This window comes from Hyphomicrobium sp. (assembly GCF_003987855.1).
GTDB lineage: Bacteria > Pseudomonadota > Alphaproteobacteria > Rhizobiales > Hyphomicrobiaceae > Hyphomicrobium_B.
Genome location: NZ_RXIZ01000013.1, coordinates 191,312 through 207,745 on the forward strand (window position 1 = coordinate 191,312; position 16,434 = coordinate 207,745).

Below are 16,434 nucleotides of genomic sequence, written 5' to 3' on the forward strand. Positions count from 1 at the left end.
TTTCGCGCGCTCCCACACTTCATAGCCGGCGCCTAGCGCTCCTGCGCGCGACGACCACCACGTTGTTGCCGCGGATTTTGCTTCCTGCTCAGTCTTTCCCGTAGCCTCGCCGCTCTTGACGCCTTCGCCGCAGAAGACTCCTGCGTAAGCCCCGTTCAGCGGGATGGCAAAAATGGCGAGGCCAACGAAGACAAGAGAACTAGTCTGGCTGGCCTGCAACCAGAACCATGCGGGGACCTTCTGGACATGCAATGCGTTTGATTTCTGTTTTGCTTTTGAGATCGAGCACGGAAACGCTCGCCGAAAACCAGTTCGCAACATATGCCTTACTCCCATCTGCAAGCGTTCCTACGCCTTCCGGGTAACGACCCACTTTGATTTCGCCCTGCTCCAGATGCGACCGTGCATCGTAGATCGATACCGAGCCGCCGTGCTGGTTGGCGACCAAGATCTCAGAGTTGTCATTCGTTATGGCGACGCCGTACGGCATCGCGCGGGTCGGGGACGATGCAACAACGCTCAGCGATCTCGTGTCGATGATCGAAAGCGTGGCAGCTTGAACGTTGGCGACGGCCAGCTGCTGTTCATCGGCGCTGAGCGCCAACGCGAAGGGGGCGCGACCGACTGCGACTTCCTTCAGAACCGACAGAGCGGAGGTGTCAATGACCGCCACATTGTTCGACTCGCGATCCGCCACGTAGACGCGATCTCCGTCTCGGGTCGTGGCGAGATGTGCAGGCGAGCGGCCGACGGCCAAGGAATTTTCGACGATACCAGTATCGGCGTTGACGATCGATATCCGGTTCGCGCCCCAATCTCCAACGAACAAGCGGTCGTGGCGATCGGAGGCGATGCCGAAGGGTTGTCCGCCAATCTTGAATCGCGCGGAGACCACGCGCCGATGTAGGTCAATAACAGCGATTTCACCGCTATCGGGGAGAGTGACGTAGGCCTTCTCGTTTGCGGCGTCGATGGTGAATGCCGCCGGCTTGCCATCAAGGGATATTTTGTCGGTGATTTCGTCGGTCTTCGCGTCGATAGTAGAGAGAATGCCGTCGTCTTGGCTCAGGACATAGACGCTCTGCGCGTAAGCGGCGCCATGCGAACACGTCGCCGCGACTGATATCGCAATGGCGGAGGCGATCGCGAGACGGCGCCTCACTTTTTGGATTCCAATTTGGTCTTGAGGCCATTCAGGCCGGCTTTGATGAACTCGGTCGTTGCCTTGACGGCCGCGTCATCATTCTTGTCCTCCGGCGGCTCATTGCCGGTATCAAAGCGATAAAGGCGCGATATCCATTCGACTTGGCTGCCGCCGTCCGCGGGTTGCACCGTGATGGCCATCGAGTACGAGCTTACTGGCAGAGCTGCGAAGTCCTCGTTCTGAAGGCGGTAATTGAGCTCCATGGCTTTGTCGTCAACGGCGTCGAGGCTATCGACGAGTTCACCGCCCGACTTGAGTGTCACCGTGCGGGTCGTTTCGTTGCCGGAGCCCTCGACTTTGATCTTGCTGACGGCGGGATGCCAGGACGCGATCGAAGCGAAATCCTTGACGACTTTCCAAACCTCATCTGGCTGGGCGGCGATGGTGATTTTCTCGTCCACTTTCTGTGGCGTCGGACCATGTGCGAATGTGGCGCCGGAGCAGGAGGCAATTCCGATGATGAGCAGCGCAGCGCGTAACCTAAGAAGCATGGAGCAAGTTTCCTTCACGGTGGTGTGGCGTAAGGCGAAAATTCCGCAGTCGGCCGAGCCGGGAAAACGGCGCAGCTTCGACGAGTGAAAGCGCGTAAGTCGCAAGAAGAAGGGCGAGGGCGAAGATCGCGGGCACGTAGGACATGTCGGTGTTGACTGGCAGGAGTCTTGGTTCGGTCGCTGCTTTCAGTGGTGGCGCAAGTGCGCCGACGTGCTGCAGTTCTGCGTAGTGCAGCCCGGTAATGCGCGCGAGATCTTCGAGGTGTGCGGTCTTTACGGAGGTGAGTTGCTCGTCGCCGGTGGCGGGCATGGCGCCGAACGGAGCGTTGCGCGGGTTATAGCCTTCGCGTGTTTCGGCGTCTTTGGGCGGCGGACCAACGCGATTTTCCTGAGGTACGTCGGTTTCTGAATAAACGCCAATCTGGCGACCTTCGTCGTCAAATTTCGGTATCGGGATTTTCTCCGATCCGCCGACACCGACGATAATACCTTTGACGGCTGCAGGCTTGCCGTCGAATTCTGGAATGCCGCTGAGCGGTGTCGGCGGTGCCTCCTGGCCGTCGGTCATGAAGATCAAATCAGACTTCAGGCTCGAGGCGATCTCGATGGCGGAATAGAGCCCCTTGGCGATGTAGCTGTCGCCCTCCCAGGCCATGCGCCAGTCGAGCCCCGCTATCGCAGCTTCCATTGCGTCGTAGTTGTTGCAAATCTCGGCCGGCTCAAAGAGAAGATATGAGATGCGTTCGGAGAAGACGCCGAGGCCGAGACGAGATTCGCAGGGCACGTCCTGCATGAAGTTGACGAGCGCGGACTTCGCGGCCTCGAGACGATCCTGGGAACCCTTCGGATCACCCATATCCCGAGCATTCATGCTGCCGGTGATGTCGATTACAGCGAGAACGTCGGCAATCCGCTGATTACGGATAAGATGAAAGCCGATGGCGGCTCCGATCGCCATTAGAAGCGAAGCCACGAGCAGCAGCGTGCGCCGATCCAAGGTGATGCCGAAGACCGTCATGGCAGCCCCTTGGGTACGCCAGGCAGGTCCGTCCAGAGTTTCTTTGGCGCGTCAGGTGAGATTGTCTCCGGATTGTCGGCCTGGGGCAGGTCGCGAACGACGCGCATGGCGACATCGATATTGTATCGCGTGTCCCAATTTGAGGGGTCGAGCTGAAGAGACAGGCGGTACTCGGATTTCGCGAGATTGATGAGAGCCGCTGCGGTGTCGAGATCACCCTTGCGCACGGTTTCTCCGGCGAGAAGCGTGCGGGCGTTGGCAATGTTATAGAGAGCCGCGGCACGGACGGCGGGCGACAAGCCGGCCTCGGCGCTGCTCAAGATTGCCTGGGCCTCGTCAATCTTGTCTCTGCGAACCGATTCATTGATGCGCGCGAGAATTTCCTGCGGCTCGGCTCGGTGCACCTCGATCGGCACATCGCGACGGGCAAGAAGCGCCCGGATGTTGTGGTTTGCCCATTCGGTTCGAAGCAAGGAGGTCGCGGCGTATCCGAACCATATGGCGCCGGCTGCAGCGAGGCACCAAAGCATCCTGCGGCGCTGACTTCCTACGATCGATGCAATCCGCTTAGGAGACATGAGCGTTCCCCCAACTTGGTTTGAGCGTTCGAGCGCACAGTTTCGCAGCCAGAAGTAGCGCCAGCGCGATAGCGGCCAGCGCATAGGCCCAACGGGACAAATCGTATTGAGGGGTGCGCTCGGTGTAGACGATGGGTGTCTGCTCGAGCTTACCGATATCGGCGATGGCAGCTTTCACCGCTTCTGCGTTCTCCGCTTCATAGGCGTGATACGGGATGCGCAAGCTTTCGAAGAATATATTGAGGTGGCGCTCGGGTAACGCCTGGGGCGTGTCTTCCGCGCCTGGTGGCGGAGTTGCGAACATGCTGTTCGAGCCCTCCGTTCGCAGATAGAGGAAATACAGGTGTACGGGCCGGCGCGCGAACTCGGTGCGAAGGCTTTCCTGTACGCGGCGGCCGACGACGGCGACACCATCGGACACGAGAACAATCGCACGCGACCCAGGAAGCACGTCCTCGTCAATCATGCTCAGGCCCATGCCCAGGCCACGCCCTACGTCGGTGAAGGCCAAGCCCGGGCGATCGATCGCGTCGATCGCGTTGAGAACGATGCCCTTGTGATCGGTAATCGGAACGACATGCATCGGCGCGGTAGAAAACTCCGCGACGCCGAAGCGATCATGCTTACGCTCGATAACAAAATCCTTGAGGAGGCGCTTTGCGGCTGCCGACTTCGACTCTTCTTCGCCGCTTGGTTGGCGACCGGCAAAGGTGTCGTTCATGCTCGAAGAGCGATCGATGAGGAGAACAATATGAGCGCCCTGCCCGAAGCGCTGGATAACGCGCTCGCGTAGAGCGATGCCGGAAACTCCGAGAACGAGGCCTCCGATCGCCACTGCACCGGCCGTTCGTAGGGCCCAGGTGACGCCCTGCGAGAGCCTGTCCAAAGGCACGAATTGAAGCGCCGGGTAGCCGTCCTGCTTTTGCAGTGCGAGGAAGAAGGGCACCAGAGCCAACGGCATCAAATACAACCAGAGTGGATTGGTGAAAATCATGCGCGAGCTCTTTCCTCGCGTGCGAGGTCGCTGGCTAACGTTCGCAGTTTCTCGACGGGGAACAACCGCTCGGCCGCGCTGCGATCGTCGGAGAAGAAGTAGAGTCTCGAGCTTTCAAAGAAGGCTTTCAGTCGGGGTGAAAACCCACGGTAGACCGGGTGTGCTTCGGCAAAAGCTATGGCGTCATTACTGAAGATCCTTTGGCCAGCTGCTTCATCGAAGGCGCGATGTAGAACGAGGAGGGCCTCACGGTAGGAAGGATCGCCGGCTCCGTGCGCGAGAAGATCGCGGATCTGACGATCGGCTCGGGTAAAGGGGCGCCCGGCACGTTTCCGAAACGGCCAGACTGAATAGTGCCACAGCAACAGGAGCGTGGCCGTAGAAAGGACGACTGCTGCCAGTGCAAGCTGTTGCTTCTTTCCGGCGATGGGAATTTCACGTGCCGGCACGTCGGGTCGCAGAACCTCGGAAAGTTCTTTCGTCTTCTCCGGCATCAGGTCGACGAGGACGAGATCTCTGAGCGGCGCGACGATAATGCGGAAGGCTGGGATGGACGCTGACCGCTTGGCTGCCGCATCCGAGGCGTCGTTAGGGGATGTCCCGTCGAGTGCGACACTCGCCGGATTTTTGAACTTGAGCGGAAACGCGGGAATATCGAGTTCGGTCGCCTCGATCGCGGAATAGAAGATTTGATATTTCAGCTTGAGATCGTAGTGGCGGCGCCCTCCCTCGTCGCGCTCGGTATGAGAGATCGAGACGAGATCCAGCCAATAGGTCAGCGATCCAGGTCTTGGCAATGCGGCGGTGAAGAGTTCGGTTTTGCCGCTGGTGACCACTTCGATATCACGCTCGAGCGTGTCGCCGATGAAGTATCCGAAATTGCGCGGCTCATAGACGTTGACGGCGTCAATGGCCGCAGATGCGGGTGACAGGAAGAAAAGCAGCCAGGCTGCGGCCCAGTACACGCGCATCACGTTGCTCCGTAGAGAAGGTGTGCTGTGAGCCGCATCCAATCGATGTCGTCGCGGATGGTGAACATCTCGCGGGAAGTGGCATCCAGCACACGGGTGATCCGGTCGCGCTGTTCGCGGCGGAGTTCCAGCCAGCGGGCCTTCAAAGATGGCCGCATGGCGATGAGGCGCTGCCGACCCGTCTCCAGGTCGCGGAGATTGAGCAAGCCCCATCGCGGCAGGTCCTCGAGCTCGAGGCTGTCCCGTAGTTCGACAGGAACGACGTCGTGAAAGGAAAGTACATCCGCGGCTGTTCGTGCCGTTTCCTCAGACCAAAGAAAATCGGAAATGAGAAATACGAGCTTTCGGGATCCCGCGATTGCGGCGCCCGCCTCTGCAATTCCTTCACTGCCCGCGCGATGTGGAATTGTTCGACGGAGACTCTCGATGGCTCCGCGGTGGGCGGCGCGCGAGAGCGTTCGCCACAGCACGAGGTCCTGGCGAAGCTTGTCATCGAACGGCAGTAGAGCAAAAGTGTCCCCGGTCCGCTCGGTGCAAACAGCGAGCGCTTCCGCCAGATCGGACGCTATTGCGATCTTATTGATCCGGCCTTCGAACGAGATGGATGCGGAAACATCAACGAGAACGGCGACGTCGATGGTGCTGAGCTGCTCGGCGCGGCGAACAAGAAGCCTTTCGAAAGGGTCGTTGAGAGAAGCTCTTATAGCAAGGCGACGCGGATCCGGATACGTCGTCAGTGGAACGATATCGCGGAAGAGGCCAGCGCCTCCCGAGAGATAGCTTTTGTGCGCTCCCATGCGGACGCTGCTCGTGCGCCATGGAATGGCGTACGCGAGATCTCTCTGCGTATCATTCATGGCGCCGGAACTTTCGCGAAGACTGCGGAAATGAGAGAGCGAACGATCTCATCGCGCCGAAGCTCGTAGACGGGCGCGAGGAATATGCGGTGCGCCATGCATTCCTGGAAAATGTCGCGAATGTCTTCGGGCACGACCATATCGCGGCCAGAAAGCCACGCTTGCACGCGGGCTGCGCGGACGAGGTAGCTCATGCCCCGAGGACTTGCGCCACCGGCCACAAGACGGGTGACGTCAACATTGCCGATCGAAATGCCAGCGTTGGCTGGCTCCCGGATGGCAGTCCAGATATCGAGAACGTATTGTTCGAGCACCGGGCTAACGGTGATCGTGTTCTGGATCGCTCTAGAAAGGGCGTTCAGCCGGCCGTGATCGAGCACGCCTTCCTTGAGCGACAAGATCAACGAATCGACGTCGTGAAACTTCGTTTCGAAGAGGAGGTCTCGCCGTGCCGCTGTATCTGTGGGCGTCGAGATCGATACCTCCATGAGAAAGCGATCGCGCGCAGCTGCCGGAAGTTCGAAAGTTTCTTCGCGCTCGATGCGGTTTCGATCGGCGAAGACGAGCAGATTTGGAAAGACGTGCTCTCTGTTGAAAGCGGTGATGCTGCGCTCCGCCATCAGGCGCAGCAGCAGAGAATGCACCTGGGGCCGTGCGCGGTTGATTTCGTTGAAGAAGAACACCGAGAGGTCGCTGCCATGCCGAAGCACCGGGCCAGGGTCGACGCGCGGCTTGCCTTCCTCATTGAGGAAGGTGTGATAGATCATGTCCGACGGCATCAGATCGATGGTGCCTTCGATGCGTTCGTAGGCACCGCCGAGCGCGCGAGCGACTGCTCGCAACAGCGTCGTCTTTCCGACGCCGACATCTCCTTCCAACAGGACGTGCCCGCGTGCGACGACGGCGATTGTGAGGAGGCGGATCGCACGTTCCTGTCCAACGACAGCTTTCGCTATTTCGTTCTGGAAGTTTTCAACATCTCTGCGCCAACTTACAAGGTCGAGCGGCGCCGAAGTATCGGCATTGGATTGCCGGTCAAGCGTTGGGCGATTCATGCGTTTTGTTCCCCAAGCGTGACGGCCGCCAGCCCGCCGAGGTGCCTGGTCGCCATTCGCGTTCTGATCGAAAATGGGGTGCTGCATTCCGTAAGCAGCACCCCGATATCCCCGGAGAGGAAGTTTTTTGGTCCTGCAAGCGCAGCAAGATCCGAGGATGGCCGTACGTGGGCTACTGGATCTTCGAGACGTCGTAGACCCATTTACCCGTCTTCTTGAAGTTCTCTGCCCGGGCAGCGTTACGAGCTTCCATGGCCTTCATAGACTCGCTCTGCTTGGCGAGCTGCTTCGGGTCGTGCTTGGGATCGTACTTCGAGCCCGCGATCTTTTCCGGGAAGCCTGGCTTGGGCTCCCAGCAGTTGCCCTGCGCTTTGCAATGCGTTCCGTCGTAGGCCATCGCAGCAGGGGCGATAACGCCAGCCAGACCAGCAAACGCAATTCCGGCAACGAGCGTGAGTGAAAGGGTCTTCATTGGCATTCCTCCATTTTTTACTCATCATCGAACGGTCAGCGCCGTCCTTGTTGTTCCCGTACCAGCCGGTTCCTCGCGAGGGAGTATCGAACTAGTTGCCGGAAATCTTGCACTGCTCTTTTTGGGCAGCGGCGCGGCCCGTCTTTTCCCATTCCTCGATGTTGAAGGGCTTGTAGGCCTTCTTCTGTTCGGCCGTCAGCCAGGGCGCATCCTTGACGTCATCCTTCTGCATGTGGCGGATCCAGGCGATGAGCTTCAACATATTATCGAGCTCAATGTCCTGACCGTGAGGGCCCATCATGCCGTTGGCACCACCGAAGATCGTTTCGAAAATGCCCTTGTCGGTGGCGTTCTTTGGATAGGTCCAATAGGAATCGTTCAGACCGGGGCCAACCTTGCCCTCGCCGATATGACCGTGGCAGCCCGAGCAGGATTCAAGGTAGACCTCTTCGCCTTTCGGCAGGCATCCCGGCACTTCCACATAGGGATCGACGCCCGTCTCCATGAATTTCTTGACCGCTGGCGTGTCGCGACCTTCCTTCGGAGCCGTTCCGTCGACGTCGAGCGCGTCGCCGGTGATGGTATTCTGAAAGACCTGCTGAGCATGCACCGCGTGATTACCTGCGACCAATGCCGTGACAGCAATTGCCGCTGCCATTACGCCGAATTTCATCTGCAATTTCTCTTCCGTCGTTTCGAGTGGATGGGTGCGCTGCGCACAGTTAGGTTGGTGGTTGAGGTGCCTCGAAAGGTATGCCTTCATCTTTCAGCACCGCCTCAATCTTCGTCTGCACTTTGGGAAGCGCGGTATTGATCGCAGCCATCAGGTCCTTGTCGTCTTTGCGCACGGCGAAGGACTGGTCGAAGTGATGCGGCACGGGCACGCCGTCAGAGCGGACGTTGTCATCGGGGATGACGATCATCTTCAATGCGTCGTTTGCCTTGACGTAACGGGCCACTTCCGGCGCGAATCCGACGGCGAGATCGGATTTCTTCTCGGCCACTTCGACTACCATTCGCTCGGGCGGGACGCGCGTGTAGGAGTTGCGCTTGTCCTTAAAGTTGGTCAGCGATGAAACGTAATTGATGTTGTCATTGTAGAGATCGAGCTTGGTCATCATCACTTCGGCCGGCGTTCCCTGCACGAACCCAATCGGATGGGCCTTCGCAAGATCCGGGCTGTTCCAACTGTCGATCTTGAGCGGTGAGTCCTTGCGCTGGATGAAGACGTAAGCGGCGCGATAGTAGGGCTTGGAAGTCAGGACACGATCGTCGCTGGTGTCCGTGCCGATGATGACGTCACAGAGGTTTTTATCGAGTTGATCGCGCACGGCGTAGATCGCCGGCTTTTGCGACCACACGAATTCCGCCTTTCGCCCGAGCCCGTCGGCAAGGATTTCGGCGATCTTGTTTTCAAAGCCTGAGCGATCGTCGGCAGAGTAAGGGAGCTCTTTGGCCGCCGCGCAAATCCGCAGAGTAGAGGCATTCGCGGTTTTGGACGCATCTTCGGCCATCGATGGTTGCGATTGGGCGAAGGCAAAGAACGAGATGGCAACAGCGGCGGCGATCCGGCGACTGCTGGGTATTGTCTCTCTGGGTTGAGTAATTCGATGGGAAGCCATGATCTGAAGCAGGCCCTTCCATATGTTGATCTGACGGATGCGTGATGAAAGACGCCTTGGGCCGTCATCTCGCTTTGTAGCGATAGAATCGAAGACACGTCTCGCGAGGCTGATAGCCGCTGTTGAAGCTGATAAACGACTACCGCCGCGCGGCCCGGCTCCTCAGGATGCCGAGTCCGATTTAGAGAAAGTCGCGGCATCGATTTCTCTCCGATGCCGCGACGATGGCTGTTCTCAGCCCTTCTCGTATTCGCCGACGTTGACGTCGTCGTAGGGGTTCTTGCCATCAAGCGAGAACACTTCGACGCTGCCGCCCATCTGGGTGTACTTCGCAAGGTTCTTGAAAGCGCCGACCGCGCCGAGACCTGCGGTTGGGTCGTTGAGGTCGAATACCAGACCGACGCCCGGCCAACCGCCCACACCGGACATGATGGCGATGTACTGCACGCCGTTGTGTTCATACGTCATCGGGTAACCGATCACGCCTGACGGCAACTTGTGCTTCCAGAGGAGCTCGCCGGTGTCCGAGTTGCGCGCTTTGATGAAACCATCGAGCGTGCCGTAGAACACCAGGTTGCCGGCGGTTGCGAGCGTGCCGCCCCAAACCGAGAAGCGCTCCATGTGTTGCCACTTATAATCGCCGGTGATGGCGTTATAGGCTTTGATCTGTCCAAGGCCGAGATAGTTCTGGCGATCGCCTTTCGGGCCCGGGTACATCCACAACGTTGCGCCGACAAAGAACTGACCGGCACGGTAGGGAAGCATGAAGGGCTCCCAGTCCATGCAGATGTGGTTGATGCCCATGAAGAAGAGCTGCTTCGTGGGATCGTAGGAATCGTGGCCCTGGTTGTGATAGCCCATGGCCGACGGGCAGACTTCCGTCGCCTTGTGGTCCATGCGCGTGCCGTACTCAGGATCACGAACCGGCAGGCCCGTTTTCAGATCGACAGTCTTGAAGACGTTGACCGTATCGTCGAGCTTGTTTGCCGAGATCAGGTCGCCGTTTTCGCGGTCGAGCGTGTAGACGATGCCGTTGCGGTCCGGATGGGTCAGAAGCTTGCGCTGCTTGCCATCCTTGTCCTTCTGCTCGGACAGCATCATGACGTTGACGCCAGCGAAATCCCACTCGTCGTGGGGCGTCTTCTGATAGCCGAACTTCAGCATGCCGGTGTCGGCGTCGCGGGCCATAATCGTCATGGTCCACTTGTTGTCGCCGGGGCGCATCGTCTCGTTCCACGGTGCCGGGTTGCCCGATCCGTAATAGATCAGGTTCGTGCCTGGATCATAGGCGTACCAGCCCCAGTTGGTGCCGCCGCCAATCTTCCAAGCGTCGCCTTCCCACGTTGCGAGACCGAGGCCCTTCTGGCCGTAGTGAGGGTTAGCCTTGTTGAAGTCATCGCCGATGCCGATCTCGTTGTCGGGACCAGTGGCATACTTGCGCCATACCTGCTCGCCGGTCTTGACGTTGTAGGCCGTCGTGTAGCCGCGAACGCCGAGTTCGGCGCCTGAGGAGCCGACGATCGCGATGTCCTTCACGACATACGGAGCCTGCGTTTCGGTCTGACCAACCTTGATGTCGGCGTTCTCAACCTTCCAAACCTCTTCGCCCGTCTTTGCATTGAGGGCTACGAGATGGCCATCGAGCTGCGTCTTGATGATCAGGGCGGGGACTTTGCCGTCACCTGGCCAGTAGGCGAGACCGCGGTTCACGAGGTCGCAGCAAGCCACCGAGCGGGCGGCGGGATCTTGCTTGGGACTGTGCTGCCAGAGGATGTGGCCGGGGTCGTTGAGATCGAGGGCAAACGTTTTGTTCGGGAATGACGTGTGGACGTACATGACGCCGTCGACGACCAGCGGCGCGCCCTCGTGGCCGTGAAGCTCACCGGTCGAGAACGACCAAGCGTGCTTCAATTGCTTAACGTTGCTGACGTTGATCTGATCGTCTTCACTGTAGTTATTCGAGTCGTAGTTGCGGCCCGGCATAACCCAGTTGTCTTTGCTCTTCGATAACTCGATCAGCTTGTCATTTGCGTACGCAGTAGTCGCGACGCCGAGCTGCGCGGCGGCTGCAATTGCCACGCAGGACGCCGACAGCATAGAAATGCCAACGACTTTTTTCATGCCCATAAAACCTCGCGTTTCCTAAACCCAGCTTTTGTTTTTTGCCGATAAGACTCGTCTGCTCGCGATGAGCTCGCTCGTCTCCCGGCCGTTTGAGGCACGAGTGGTTCGCGGACGGCTAAGAGCGCTCCGCGTTCCCCCGTTGGTGCGTACCGTGCGTTTCGGATCGCTGGTGGTCCGATGGTTGCGCAATCAGCACAGGGCCGGAACGTAACGATGTAGCCTGGCGCGGTCTTTAGATTGATCAGCAATTCGAGCCGGGAACTTTTGGCAAAGAACGCTGCAGATGTTGTCCTGGCAGTCTGTGCGCGCCTCTGCCATAGCTGGCGCGACAATATTTGGTGCGCACCAGAAATAAGACTCTCGACAATGCGAATGGAAATCAGCCTCGCCTTTACCTTTGTTTTCGCGTGCTTCGTGAGCGCGTGCGGCGAGGAGCAGGCTCCGCAACGCCAAGGCGCGCAAAGATCGGGCATGACAGAGGCTGGGCAGCACAAATGGCTCACGCCGCAGGACGAGATCGAGCCAGAAGTTTGGCTCATAGCTCATGAAGCGAAGTCATCAGCAAGCCCGCAGATTGGAAATGCCAACGACGTAAGGCATTCGCTCGCTAAGGCATCGGCGACTTTCAACGATACGCCACGCATGATCGCGAACAGGGCCGTTCAGCTCGAAGACATGCTGAAAAGCGAAGGCGGAGGGGAGTCGGCGATATTTCTAATCGACCGTTTGAACGGCGCGATCGCGCCTGGACGGATCGAGAGCTTCGGAGCGGCTGGCCAGCAATATTACAACATGCGACGCGCAGGTCTGACGGGCGAGCAGGCTCTCGACGTCCTTTCCAAGCGCTACGGCACTCGTGGCTAGCCATGCAATCGATATCAAGCTTATTCGCCTTGGGCCGTCGTCTGAAAGACGCGGCATGGTTTGGACGCTCGATCCGCCAACAGGTATTGCTCGCCATTTCCGCCATGCTTGTGCTGGCGACGATCGTCATGGGGACTACGGCGGTTCTCAACGGGCGACAGTCAGTCAATGTCGAGATCGAAGCTTCGATGGATACCGCGGAGGGGTACCTTCGCGAGCTCGTCCGGCGTATCGCTGCGGAAAATCGCCTGCACGATCTTGATGATCTCGTCGCGCGAGAAATCCAGCACCTTCGTCACGCTCGCGTATACGTTCAAGATCCAGGCAAGCCGATGCGTCTCTTGCGGGCGCCAGAGACAATTTCCGATATTGAGGATGCGGATGATCGCACGCCCGACTGGTTCGAGCATCTAATGATGCCGGCGGGAGGTAACGATCACACCCGCGTCATCAACGTGGAAGCCAACGGCCGATATCTGATCCTCAAGGGTGATCCGGATGATGAGATCGCGGAAAAGTGGGAGCAGCTTTCCGCTTTTTCGACTGTGGCTCTGATTGCGATCGCGCTCATCATGGCAGCCTTCTATTTCGTGCTTGGGCGAATTCTCCGTCCGTTGACGGCGCTGGCGCGTGGGCTCGTTGCCCTCGAGGCCGGCGAACGTTCGCAGCGAATCGACATTCCGAAAGTTTCAGAAGTTGCCGACATAGCTGTTAAGTTCAATTCTCTGGCATGCTCTCTCGACCAGGCTCGCGCGGAGAATGGAGAGCTCTACAGGCAGATACAATCGGTTCAGGAGGAAGAGCGGCGCGAGATCGCAAGAGAACTGCACGATGAGGCGGGTCCTTGCCTCTTTGGTATCACCGCCAATGCCGAATCTATCGTTGCGCTCGCACATTCGCTTAAAGACAATGCAGCGCTGCAGATCGGCAGCCGGACCGAAGAAATCCTGTCCATAGCTGCCCGCATGAAAGCGATGAACCGGGCGCTCCTCAAGCGTTTGCATCCGGTTTCCGTTGGCAAGGTGCCGTTGTCGGCTCTCATTCAGGATCTGGCGTACGACTTCGAGCGGCGGCATCCGGACGTGCGTATCAGAGTGATGATCGCCCTGTCTGACAAAACCTATGGAGAAAGAATCGATCTGACCGTTTATCGCTCCACGCAGGAAGCGTTGACCAACGCCGTGCGCCACGGCCAAGCCGAAAACGTGATCGTCGAAATGCGAGAAGTGGCGAGCGGAGACAACCCCGAAAATAGGTTCGCCGCAAAGGCCATCACGTTGCGGGTTAGTGACGATGGCATAGGCTTGAAGCCGGATGCCGAAGCCGGCTTCGGATTGTCGGCCATGAAGGAGCGAGTCCTTGCTGCCGGAGGAAGCCTTACGATCACCGGCGAACAGCCGCGCGGAACGACGATCCTGATAAGAATTCCTTTGCAGCCGGTTCGTTCGAACAACGGCATCTCTCACAATCTTACCCGAGTTTCCGCATGACCAAAATACTCGTCATCGACGACCATCCCATCGTGCTGCAGGGATGCCGACGCGTCCTGGAGGACGCCGGCATCGAAGACATCACGCTGGCATCTAACCTGATTGAGGGATTTCGCTCTTATCGCTCGGATAAACCCGACGTGATCATCGTCGATCTTGCAATCAAGAAGGGCATCCTCGGAGGCCTGTCCTTCATTCGCCGGCTTCGCATCCATGATAAGCATACGCCAATCCTCGTTCTGACGATGCACGAAGATCCGATGATTGCCAGTCAATCGCTGCGGCTCGGTGCGAACGGCTATATTCTGAAAGACACGTCGTCCGTAGATATTGTCAAAGCACTGCAGGCCGTGCGTCAGGGCAAGCCTTTTCTCAGTCACGTTATCGCCTCCTCGATTGCGGTTATGGAGACAAAGGGGCGCAGCAATCCGCTTAACGGCATGACGCTACGCGAGCTGCAGACGCTCGAGCTCATCGCACAGGGTAAGCAGTACTCGGCGATCGCCGACGAATTGCACGTCAGCTACAAGACGATCGCGAATACGTGCTCGCAGATAAAGGCAAAGCTTGGCGTCAAATCACTTCCGGAACTCATGCGTATTGCGATCGATCATCTGCCGGAAATGTCCGGCCAGCGGGGAGGCGATCGCGCTTTACAGCAGTCGCGCGCCGGGAAAGTTTGGTAGCGCAAATTGCCGTGACTTGGCAGGTGGTCTTGCGTCATCCGTTCGCTATCAGAAACAGAGATGCGGATCAGGTGCCATTGTCATGCGAGCAGTAGTGGTCGGATTGTTTCTTCTCGCCTCAACGCCGGTCCTGGCAGAGCCTGATTGCAAGAAAGACGTCGATGCCGCGTTCGCAAAGTTGCGGCAGGAGAAGAGCTTTCGGCTCGATACCACCATCACGAACGCCGAGGGAACGTTGAAGATGCGGGCGGACTACGTGCTGCCGGATCGCATGCATCAGACGGTGAAGTTGGGAGGCGACGGCCTCCCCATGGAGATGATCGTGATCGGTAATAAGGCTTGGTCCAACCAAGGCGGAGGATGGGCCGAACTTCCGCAGCAGTTTGCCGACACGGTTGCGAAGCAAATCAAGGAGACCGTCGCACAGGCTCCGAAGGTCGCGACAGACTACAAGTGCGTCGGCGACAAGGAGTTCGAAGGCAAGACTTACGCCCTCTATCAGGGCGTTCTCGCTATGCCGCTTCCGACCGACGCGAAAGAGAAAGGGCCCCGGCTTTCCGCCGTCAGCGTTCCCAACCAGCAAAGCGTCTACATCGACAAGACCACGGGCTTGCCTGTTCGCAACATCGTGACGTCGGTGACGGACCCGAACAAGCGCCTGTTCGATGGCACTTTCGCGGTGATGGGCGAACTGAAAATCGATCCTCCCGCCGTTTCTGCAAATTGAGAGTTGGAGACGTTCGTGCGGACTCCGCTACGCGTTTATGCCGTCGTCGTCTGCTGCAGTATTGATGCCGTTCTGTCCGTAGTGTCCGCGAACGATGATCTACCTGTGCGAAAGGCAGGGCTTTGGCGGCTGACCACCGTTTCTGAAGCTGTCGGTATGAAGACCTTCGATACCTGCATCAGAGCGAAGGATTCAGTCCTATTGGGCGATGGTGATACGGCGTGCCAGACGTTTCCTATAAGGAAGCTTGGCGATGAGATGTACGTCGATGTCGTCTGCACGAGTGTGCGCGGGAGAGAGAAGACAAGCACGGTTTTAACCGGTGATTTTACGACCTGGTACCGCGCTATGTCGAAGATCACGTTTGATCCGCCATCGGATGGTGTCTCGCACATGGGCGTTACGATCGACGGCAAATACATTGGATCAGACTGCACGCCGACCAAAAATAGCGGAAATAATTCGCGCTAGTCCGGGAACATCTCCTGCTGCGCGCGCAAAGCTACATTCTTACAAACACTAGGAGTTCTTCCCGCGCCGATTGCCGATTATCGGCATCGGTGTCTTCATGCGCTCCGTTCACGAGGCCTATCGATTCAACACAAACGCGTGAAGCCTTCTTCGGCCAGGCAAGACGGGAAGAAATCCCGCACATCCTGAGATCGGAGCCGGGAGATTTCGGCGGCACTCGGGTTCGACTTGCAAGCGTGGCAAGATTCAAAAAATGGAGGATACGCGATGCGCAAAAGTGCATACGCCTGCGGCTTGCTCGCAACTGCCGCGTTCTCGGCGTCCGCATGGGCGAACGAGGATGCGATCAAGTTGGGAGAAAATCCAAACAACTGGGTGCAGCAATCCGGTGATTATGCCGGTCACCGTTACTCGAAGCTTGACCAGATCACGACGGATAACGTCGGCCAGCTGAAGGTTGCTTGGACGTTCTCTACGGGCGTTCTGCGTGGCCATGAGGGTGGTCCGCTGGTCATCGGCGACACGATGTATCTTCACTCGGCCTTCCCAAACATCGTCTTCGCTCTGAACCTCGCTGACGAGCAGAAGATCATCTGGAAGTACACGCCGAAGCAGGATCCTGCCGTCATCCCCGTCATGTGCTGCGACACGGTCAACCGTGGCGTGCAGTACGCAGAAGGCAAGATCTTCCTTCACCAGGCCGACACCTCTCTCGTGGCTCTCGATGCGAAGACGGGTAAGGAACTGTGGAAGGTCGTCGACGGCGATCCGAAGAAGGGCGAAACGGGCACGGGTGCTCCGCTTGTCACG

General features: G+C 58.3%; 18 protein-coding genes. 6 read left to right on the plus strand and 12 right to left on the minus strand.

Features of this window, described 5'->3' with window-relative positions; translation table 11 throughout:
• Positions 1-199: 199 nt before the first annotated feature.
• The 12 genes from EKK30_RS12035 to EKK30_RS12090 all read right to left on the minus strand — a co-directional run bounded on the left by EKK30_RS12035 (position 200) and on the right by EKK30_RS12090 (position 11,383).
• On the minus strand, positions 200-1,162 hold the full coding sequence (locus EKK30_RS12035) for a YncE family protein (RefSeq protein ID WP_290985236.1): 963 nt from the start codon (positions 1,160-1,162) through the stop codon (positions 200-202).
• Positions 1,159-1,695 carry an SRPBCC family protein gene (locus EKK30_RS12040; RefSeq protein ID WP_290985239.1) on the minus strand — a complete coding sequence of 179 codons (537 nt, stop codon included), beginning with the start codon at positions 1,693-1,695 and terminating at the stop codon, positions 1,159-1,161. Before EKK30_RS12040 ends, EKK30_RS12035 begins: the two co-directional genes overlap by 4 nt.
• Positions 1,685-2,713 carry a VWA domain-containing protein gene (locus EKK30_RS12045; protein WP_290985242.1) on the minus strand — a complete coding sequence of 343 codons (1,029 nt, stop codon included), beginning with the start codon at positions 2,711-2,713 and terminating at the stop codon, positions 1,685-1,687. The genes EKK30_RS12040 and EKK30_RS12045 overlap by 11 nt, the downstream gene beginning before the upstream one ends.
• Entirely contained in the window at positions 2,710-3,291 is a 582-nt protein-coding gene (locus EKK30_RS12050) for a hypothetical protein (RefSeq protein WP_290985245.1), read from the minus strand. Before EKK30_RS12050 ends, EKK30_RS12045 begins: the two co-directional genes overlap by 4 nt.
• The gene (locus EKK30_RS12055) at positions 3,281-4,285 is read right to left on the minus strand and encodes a vWA domain-containing protein (RefSeq protein WP_290985248.1); all 1,005 of its coding nucleotides are present in this window, start codon (positions 4,283-4,285) and stop codon (positions 3,281-3,283) included. Before EKK30_RS12055 ends, EKK30_RS12050 begins: the two co-directional genes overlap by 11 nt.
• Positions 4,282-5,256 (minus strand): nonribosomal peptide synthetase MxaA, encoded by a 975-nt coding sequence (locus EKK30_RS12060; protein ID WP_290985251.1) that lies wholly within the window; start codon positions 5,254-5,256, stop codon positions 4,282-4,284. Before EKK30_RS12060 ends, EKK30_RS12055 begins: the two co-directional genes overlap by 4 nt.
• A complete protein-coding gene (locus EKK30_RS12065; RefSeq protein WP_290985254.1) occupies positions 5,256-6,113 on the minus strand; it encodes a VWA domain-containing protein in 858 nt (285 codons plus the stop codon). The genes EKK30_RS12060 and EKK30_RS12065 overlap by 1 nt, the downstream gene beginning before the upstream one ends.
• The gene (locus tag EKK30_RS12070) at positions 6,110-7,168 is read right to left on the minus strand and encodes a MoxR family ATPase (protein ID WP_290985257.1); all 1,059 of its coding nucleotides are present in this window, start codon (positions 7,166-7,168) and stop codon (positions 6,110-6,112) included. The genes EKK30_RS12065 and EKK30_RS12070 overlap by 4 nt, the downstream gene beginning before the upstream one ends.
• 172 nt (positions 7,169-7,340) lie before the next feature.
• Positions 7,341-7,640: a methanol dehydrogenase [cytochrome c] subunit gene (locus EKK30_RS12075; RefSeq protein WP_290985260.1), complete on the minus strand. Its 300-nt coding sequence runs from the start codon at positions 7,638-7,640 to the stop codon at positions 7,341-7,343.
• Positions 7,641-7,731: 91 nt separating this feature from the next.
• On the minus strand, positions 7,732-8,313 hold the full coding sequence (gene moxG, locus EKK30_RS12080; RefSeq protein ID WP_290985263.1) for a cytochrome c(L), periplasmic: 582 nt from the start codon (positions 8,311-8,313) through the stop codon (positions 7,732-7,734).
• Between the two features lie 49 nt (positions 8,314-8,362).
• Positions 8,363-9,154, minus strand: a complete 792-nt coding sequence (moxJ, locus tag EKK30_RS12085) for a methanol oxidation system protein MoxJ (protein ID WP_290985266.1) — start codon at positions 9,152-9,154, stop codon at positions 8,363-8,365.
• Between the two features lie 342 nt (positions 9,155-9,496).
• Positions 9,497-11,383: a methanol/ethanol family PQQ-dependent dehydrogenase gene (locus EKK30_RS12090; RefSeq protein WP_290985268.1), complete on the minus strand. Its 1,887-nt coding sequence runs from the start codon at positions 11,381-11,383 to the stop codon at positions 9,497-9,499.
• A gap of 375 nt (positions 11,384-11,758) precedes the next feature.
• Here EKK30_RS12090 and EKK30_RS12095 point away from each other — a divergent pair, with 375 nt between their 5' ends.
• The 6 genes from EKK30_RS12095 to EKK30_RS12120 all read left to right on the plus strand — a co-directional run.
• Positions 11,759-12,250 (plus strand): hypothetical protein, encoded by a 492-nt coding sequence (locus EKK30_RS12095; RefSeq protein WP_290985271.1) that lies wholly within the window; start codon positions 11,759-11,761, stop codon positions 12,248-12,250.
• Between the two features lie 2 nt (positions 12,251-12,252).
• Positions 12,253-13,740 carry an ATP-binding protein gene (locus tag EKK30_RS12100; protein ID WP_290985274.1) on the plus strand — a complete coding sequence of 496 codons (1,488 nt, stop codon included), beginning with the start codon at positions 12,253-12,255 and terminating at the stop codon, positions 13,738-13,740.
• On the plus strand, positions 13,737-14,426 hold the full coding sequence (locus tag EKK30_RS12105; protein WP_290985277.1) for a response regulator transcription factor: 690 nt from the start codon (positions 13,737-13,739) through the stop codon (positions 14,424-14,426). The genes EKK30_RS12100 and EKK30_RS12105 overlap by 4 nt, the downstream gene beginning before the upstream one ends.
• An 82-nt stretch (positions 14,427-14,508) precedes the next feature.
• Complete coding sequence (locus EKK30_RS12110) at positions 14,509-15,153, plus strand: hypothetical protein (protein WP_290985280.1); 645 nt, start codon at positions 14,509-14,511, stop codon at positions 15,151-15,153.
• Between the two features lie 15 nt (positions 15,154-15,168).
• A complete protein-coding gene (locus tag EKK30_RS12115) occupies positions 15,169-15,624 on the plus strand; it encodes a DUF3617 family protein (protein WP_290985283.1) in 456 nt (151 codons plus the stop codon).
• Between the two features lie 267 nt (positions 15,625-15,891).
• Positions 15,892-16,434: PQQ-binding-like beta-propeller repeat protein (locus EKK30_RS12120; protein ID WP_290985286.1), on the plus strand; the 543-nt coding region annotated here is incomplete at its 3' end.